This window comes from Sphingobium sp. (assembly GCF_003248505.1).
Lineage (GTDB): Bacteria > Pseudomonadota > Alphaproteobacteria > Sphingomonadales > Sphingomonadaceae > Sphingobium.
The window spans coordinates 1-6,191 of record NZ_QFOA01000121.1 but is presented as its reverse complement, the minus strand read 5'-3'; the positions used below and the strand labels follow the sequence as shown (position 1 = coordinate 6,191).

Genomic DNA, 6,191 nt, shown 5'->3' with positions numbered 1-6,191 from the left:
ATGCGGGTAATTTGCTCCACGGGCGGCTCCCTTGATTGAGTCTTGCAACGCACTCACTCTGGCACATTGCGATGCCGTTGGGAGCCGTCCACCCCAACAAGGCATTCCGGGGACGCGATTGCGATCCGGCCGCCTTGCTGGTTCGTCGCGGCCTCGCCTGATCGAACCTGCGGCATCGGGTTCCTCGCCCAGGGCGAAGAGAAAAGGATATCAACGCATGACGAGCAACGTCCAACGCTTCGATCGCTGGATCCGCACAGATTTCGTGGCGCATAATACCGAGCTGGAAGAACGCTATTTCGCGCAGGCGGACCGATCGAACGTCGAAGGCGTCGGCGACGATCTCAAGGCCGCACTACGGGACGAGGGGCACGCGTTCATCGTCGCCCTGCTGGGCGAGGGCAACACCGGCGACGGTTTCGAGAGCGCTCTGGGCGTGCTGGGCAATGTCGGTCTGTACCTCGGCGCACTGCGTCGACACGAGCTGACCAACCCGTCGCGCGAAACCAGCTCGCCATTCGTCGAAGCATCATCGCTGGCCCAACATGTCGGCGCATCGATCGGTATGGCGCCGCGTTTCGCCACCGCACATCTCGCGACGCACAATCTTGCGGTCCGCGGAGTCCGCAAGAGCTTCACGAGTCTCCCCGACGAGTTTCTCTTTATCGACGAGAACACGCGAGGCATTCTCGGTCTGCAACGCGCAGCAGATGCCCTGCGCCGTATCGTTCCGCTCGGCATTTCCAGTCCCATCGCCGAAATGCTGCTGGAGCATGCCGCATCGGCGCTTCGCGAAGTGCTGGAGATAAACGGCCGCCTGTTCGACACGCTCGATCCGCAGCGCTTCTTCTTCAGCGTGCGCCCGTATTACAAGCCCTATCGCGTCGGGCGACAGGAATATCGCGGCGCGAACGCCGGAGATTTTTCGGGCATCAACGAAATCGACCTGCTTCTTGGCCTGTGTCGTGCGAACGACAGCTATTATTCGCAGCTGCTCGTCGACAAGATGCCGTTCATGCTACCTGCCGATCAGGACCGTCTTCGCGAATGCATGCGGCACCGGAGCCTGCTTGACGAATTGCTGGCCCTGGCGGACGAGAACGCTTCCGAGCCTTGGTATATTCGCAACGGCCGTGCCTTGCTGGAGGTCTGTGGGCTGTTCGGCCAATATGCCACTCAGCACCACGATGCGCTGGTCGCGCGCTTCATCGCCATGCCGTCCCAGGGACTCGACGAAAGCCGGCTCGAAGGGATCACGGCAAGCGGCCCTCCCCTCGATGCGTTGCTTCGCGCGCTCGCGCTCCTGCGCGATTATCGCCGGGCCGCGGCCGACGCGTCGGTTCCGACCAGGCATGACGATCTTGCCCGGCTCAAGGCGCTCGTCGCATGAGCGCGCTTCGCCATGTTGCCGGGGAGAGCTTCCATGTTCCGTCGGGCATCTATCTGTTGAGCCACAGCGTCGGCTGCCTGCCTGACAACGCTCGGCGCGATCTGGACGAAGCCTTTTTCGATCCATGGGCGGACAGCGGGTCGGATGCCTGGCCGCACTGGCTCGCCTCCATCGACGGGTTTCGCCGGGAACTTGCCGCGGTACTGGGAGGGGAACCGGAACAATGGTGCCCGCAACCTGGCGTGTCGGCTGCGACCTTCAAACTCGTTTCGTCCCTGCCGCGAACCGGGCGACGGACCGTCCTGATTTCGCGCCATGCCTTTCCTTCCGTGGGCTTTGCGCTGACGGGGCTTGAAGCATTCGGCTACCATGTACAATTTGTCGACGGCGACCCGACCGACCTTGCCAACTGGCGTCAGGCCCTGTCCCCGGACGTGGCGGCAGCCGTCTTCATGCATGTCCATTCGAACAGCGGGTTGCTCTCGCCGCTGGCGGTGCTGGTGGATCTCGCCTGCTCGGCCGGGGTCTTCTCCATCATCGATATCTGCCAATCGGCGGGGGTCATCCCGCTCGATGTTGCCGCTTTGGGGGCCGATGCCGTGGTCGGCTCGTGCGTGAAGTGGCTCTGCGGCGGCCCCGGCGCCGGCTTTCTGTGGGTTGATCCGCGTCACATCGAACGCCTTTCCCCGCCCGATCGGGGCTGGTTCAGCCATGCCGACCCGTTTGCGTTCGACATCGCCGATTTCTACCCGGCTCAGGATGCACGCCGGTTCTGGGGCGGGACGCCGTCGATCGCACCCTATATCGTCGCGCAGTCCGGCTTGCGGACCATAGGCAGGATCGGTGTGGATAGGGTGTTCGCCCACAACAGGCAATTGTTCGACCATTTGCGCAAGATGCTACCCGCCGAATGGGCCGACCGCATCGACCTGTCTGGACGCGGCGGCACGCTATGCCTTGATCTGGGCGATTGCGCGCAGCAAGCGGAGAGGCTGCTCCGCTCTGCCCAGTGCAGGATCGACCGTCGGGGGTCGATCCTGCGAATATCGTTCCACCTGTTCAACACGCTACAGGATGCCGAGGAATTAGCGAGTGCGATGGGCTCCATGGTCAAAGCGCTCAACCTGTCCTGACGCCGGATCGACAGAAAAAGAGGAGCAGTCGGTGACGCAACATGGTCAAATCGCAAGAAAGATCGACTATCAAGCGACCAGCGTCGCCGAGCCGATCGAGTTCGAGATGAACTTTACAGAGGATTACGAAGAGCGAAAAGCGCTGGAGCGGATGGAGCGCGACAAGAAGGCTGGCTAGCTTTGCTTTTTCCACCGCGCCTGCGCCGCGACGCTTGCGATCTCCGGCCGTTCGGCTGAACAAGAAACTCTACATAGCAAAGCTGCCGGGCATCATCATCGCGAGGCCCGAAACCGTCATCAGGATACGCCATGGCCATCCGCCGACTTTCGATGCGTGGATCGGGAAGGCCATGTTGAACGCCGCGCGCCGCCCCGCAGTTTGAGGGAGTCGCGGGAAGCAAGCACCTCGGCGGTTGCCGCGTCGAAGGTGATGCTCATGCGTCCGTTGGGCAGCCATTCGGCGGGCAGCTTCAGCCTGAGGCTCATCGGCTTGCCATCCTTGCGCGGCAGGATGAGAATACGGAATTCAGCGTTGGGGAAACGATGCCGTGCTTCGGTCAGCATCGCTTTGTAATCAGGTTTGTCCGCCAGAGCGCCGCCCTTATACTTGGGACTCCAGCGCAAATTTTTTCATAAAAATCGAGTGCGAGCCTGTCACGGTCTCTGGCTGGCCGGACAGGCCCGGACGTCGCTGGACGTCCTCGGATTTCAAGCAGAAGAGGACTCGAAAACAGCATATTTATTTCTATAATTCAGTATCTTACTATGGTTGGCGTCGGTCGATACCATAATCGATACCCTGGGACTTTTTACTTCGGAGGTTCGAGTCCCTTGGCGCATGTTCAAGTGCGAAATAGAGCCCGTCAGCCGCGTGATTCGCTCCAGGCGTTGATCGGCACGAAAGCCTAATTTCGGCGCAGCACAATAACCTAAAATCCGAACGCCTCAGACAACTCGACCCAAGCCCAGAGGCTGGCCGGGTCATCCCGCCTTGATGAGCAAGCGCCTGGCCCGATCGGCAATCAGATCGGCAAACCTGACAAAGTTCTCACTGCCTGGCAGCCTCTGTTTCAGGCTGCTGTCTGGCGCATCCAATTGCGCCAAGGTCGCCTCGCACAACTGCCATATGCGACGCCGAAGATAAGGGGCACCAATATTGACGTCCTCCGCGAACCGATCCCAGTGGCGTGACTCGATCTCTTCCAGCGTTGCCTTCTTCGCAATTTTCATCGCCAGCTTGGGCGACAGATCGCGATAGGCGACCGTGGAAAGTAGGTCATAGAGCGGCGCCAGCCGGATTGCCCCATCGATGTGCAGCAGGCTGAAATTCTTGGCGTGCGCATCGGCATTGCCGATGATCAGATTGAAGATGGCCGCATCCGCCAGCTTCAATATGTCGCGCGCGGGGCGGGTGGCGGCCTGGCGCAGCAGGGCGAAGCTGTCCTTGAACGTGGGACCACCTTCGCTGGCATATTTGCGCTGTGACGGGACGCCCAATGCCTGGGCAAAATCTTCCTGATGAAGGCGAACCAACCGGCCGTCGGCGTCCAGAGTTCGGTCGTAACGCTCGATCAGCAGGAAGGGTTGATCCCGGACCCTCCGAATGGTGACCGATGCCACGTCCAGCCCGATCTCCCGGGCCAAGGTCATGCAGTAATATTCGTTCTCGGTCGTCTGCTCGAACCGCGCGATCGGTGGCTTGAGAATATGGCTGGTGGGCTGCCCCGGTGCCGGGAGCGCGATATGATCATCGATCAGCAGGACGGGCAGCTTGGACTGCGCGCCCGCCAGGGATAGGCGCAGACCGCCTTCGCCGGCGAGCATGGGTCTCATCGGCAGATGCTGCAGTAATTGCAGCAAACGCTCATCATCAAGAATGTCAGGCGCTCCGCTCGCAGGTGCAGGTGGAAGCTGACCTTCCGGTAACAGCATCAGTGCGCCGGCGACTTCGCCACCGAGATGCTCCAGCAACTGGAATTCATTCCCGGCCGAAACGCCTAATGCCCTGGCGATCGCGCTACGCTGCCCCTCTTCCGGCAGAATACCGCCGAAGAAGGAATGGCATACCCTTCTGCCAAACGGCTCCACCTGCTTTGGCAACGAGAAGGACAGCGCTGGCGCGTCGGCGTCTTCGAGCCATTCGGGTGCGTAGCTGAACCCCATGTCGCCATAGTCGTTGAGGTGCAGGAATCCGGCGACCTTACCGCCCCACCATATGGAAAGCTGCTTGCTCATTTGATGCGTGCCGGCGTTGCAATGGAAACATCGCAGCCGAGGGTCGCAAGAACCTGCAATGCCTTGCCCAATTGCAGCGTCGGCTTGCCTGCCTCCAGGTCGACGATGAAGCGCACTCCGACACCGCAAGCTGCGGCGAGCTCTTGCTGCCGCAACCCTTGCGCCTTGCGTTCTTCCCGGACGATCCTGCCAAGTGCGTTGCTATCCATATTCCCGATCGGGAATATAAGTCATCCGGCCCGCCTAAACAAGGCAATTATTCCCGAACGGGAAATTTATGACAAGCGGATCTTCGAAGGGCTGAATTATTCCCGATCGGGAATTTCATGGCAACCCTACGAAATCCGCCCCGAAAAAAGCCATGTGACAAAACCTTGATATATTCTAATCTTGTCATAGGAATTGTCACATGGCCACCGACACCGCGAACCAGCGTGATCGCCTGACGCGCTTGCTCGAATGCAGCGCCCTTCTGCGTGCTCGGGAACTTCGCAGCGCCGGAATAGCCTCGGAAACGATCGCGCGTGCGGTGAAGGCTGGTGAGATCGAGCGGGTCGCGCGTGGACTCTATCAGCGCCCGGACGCGCCGATTGATGCCGCTCATGCGCTTGCAGAGACCGTAAAGAAAATCCCGAAGGGGGTGATCGCCATGGTTTCGGCGCTCGCATTCCACGAACTCACCGACCAGATGCCGCGCAGAGTGTGGGTTGCGATCGGCCGCGGAGACTGGTCGCCCGTCGCTTTCTATCCTCCCACGCGGATTATCCGGCTCAGCGAGAAATATCTCCATCAAGGCGTCGAGCATCACATGATCTCGGGCGTCAGCGTCCCGGTCTACTCGGTTCCGAAAACGCTCGCCGATCTGTTTCGCAACTCCAGGCTGGTCGAACGCTCCATTGCGGTGGAGGGGCTGCGCGCGGCCCTTGCCCAGCGCAGAGCGACCCCGGGCGTGATCGCGCAAGCGGCCATCGCCGGCGGCGCATGGCGTATCATGCGGCCTTATCTCGAAGCTCTCACCTGCTAGCGCTCGACCAATCGCTTGATGCATCGGTACGGGATGAACGTGGACCGCCCGATCTTGACGGTTTCGATCTCGCCGGATTGGATAAGCTCATAGAGGGTCGAACGGCCGATACCCGTCAACTTGACCGCCGTCTTGATCCGAACGGTGAGCGGTTCCATCGGCAGTGCATCCTGCTCGACTATCGCCTCGAGCGCCTGCTTTCGACGCTCGTCGTCACTCAACCCGCGGGTCATGATCTGGTCCGCGAACGCGCAAACCCGCGATCGCTTTCGAGGAATGCCGTCAGCATCGCAGGGATGAGTTCCGCTACATATCCTGACAGTCCAGCCAAAAATGGCGGTTGGAAATAAAAACCATCGGTGCCTCCAGCACTGCCCAGAACCCCATGGCTCCCCCGATGCGGGGGCGG

General features: G+C 60.7%; 9 protein-coding genes. 4 read left to right on the top strand and 5 right to left on the bottom strand.

The annotated features are described in order from the left end of the window. The first annotated feature begins 217 nt into the window (after positions 1-217). The 3 genes from DI606_RS19155 to DI606_RS19145 are packed head-to-tail and all read left to right on the top strand — an operon-like array spanning position 218 to position 2,701. Positions 218-1,390 carry a monodechloroaminopyrrolnitrin synthase PrnB family protein gene (locus tag DI606_RS19155; protein ID WP_293985501.1) on the top strand — a complete coding sequence of 391 codons (1,173 nt, stop codon included), beginning with the start codon at positions 218-220 and terminating at the stop codon, positions 1,388-1,390. Further along, a complete protein-coding gene (locus DI606_RS19150; protein ID WP_293985499.1) occupies positions 1,387-2,523 on the top strand; it encodes an aminotransferase class V-fold PLP-dependent enzyme in 1,137 nt (378 codons plus the stop codon). Before DI606_RS19155 ends, DI606_RS19150 begins: the two co-directional genes overlap by 4 nt. Before the next feature lie 31 nt (positions 2,524-2,554). Next, positions 2,555-2,701 (top strand): hypothetical protein, encoded by a 147-nt coding sequence (locus DI606_RS19145; RefSeq protein ID WP_293985497.1) that lies wholly within the window; start codon positions 2,555-2,557, stop codon positions 2,699-2,701. 119 nt (positions 2,702-2,820) lie between these two features. Here the strand turns inward: DI606_RS19145 and DI606_RS19140 are convergent, their stop codons facing one another. The 3 genes from DI606_RS19140 to DI606_RS19130 all read right to left on the bottom strand — a co-directional run bounded on the left by DI606_RS19140 (position 2,821) and on the right by DI606_RS19130 (position 4,967). Beyond that, positions 2,821-3,147, bottom strand: coding sequence for a hypothetical protein (locus DI606_RS19140; RefSeq protein WP_293985495.1), 327 nt, complete (start codon positions 3,145-3,147; stop codon positions 2,821-2,823). Between the two features lie 357 nt (positions 3,148-3,504). After that, a complete protein-coding gene (locus DI606_RS19135; protein WP_293985493.1) occupies positions 3,505-4,758 on the bottom strand; it encodes a type II toxin-antitoxin system HipA family toxin in 1,254 nt (417 codons plus the stop codon). Then, positions 4,755-4,967, bottom strand: a complete 213-nt coding sequence (locus tag DI606_RS19130) for a type II toxin-antitoxin system Y4mF family antitoxin (RefSeq protein WP_093017288.1) — start codon at positions 4,965-4,967, stop codon at positions 4,755-4,757. Before DI606_RS19130 ends, DI606_RS19135 begins: the two co-directional genes overlap by 4 nt. Positions 4,968-5,167: 200 nt before the next feature. Between DI606_RS19130 and DI606_RS19125 the strand changes: the two genes are divergently transcribed. Then, positions 5,168-5,782, top strand: coding sequence for an AbiEi antitoxin N-terminal domain-containing protein (locus DI606_RS19125; RefSeq protein WP_293985492.1), 615 nt, complete (start codon positions 5,168-5,170; stop codon positions 5,780-5,782). On the opposite strand, the gene DI606_RS19120 is transcribed toward DI606_RS19125, so the two are convergent. Together DI606_RS19120 and DI606_RS19115 are read right to left on the bottom strand one after the other, a co-directional pair. Then, positions 5,779-6,015 carry a helix-turn-helix domain-containing protein gene (locus DI606_RS19120; RefSeq protein WP_367119496.1) on the bottom strand — a complete coding sequence of 79 codons (237 nt, stop codon included), beginning with the start codon at positions 6,013-6,015 and terminating at the stop codon, positions 5,779-5,781. The genes DI606_RS19125 and DI606_RS19120 overlap by 4 nt on opposite strands. Continuing rightward, on the bottom strand, positions 6,012-6,113 hold the full coding sequence (locus tag DI606_RS19115; protein WP_293985503.1) for a DUF2274 domain-containing protein: 102 nt from the start codon (positions 6,111-6,113) through the stop codon (positions 6,012-6,014). The genes DI606_RS19120 and DI606_RS19115 overlap by 4 nt, the downstream gene beginning before the upstream one ends. Positions 6,114-6,191: the final 78 nt, after the last annotated feature.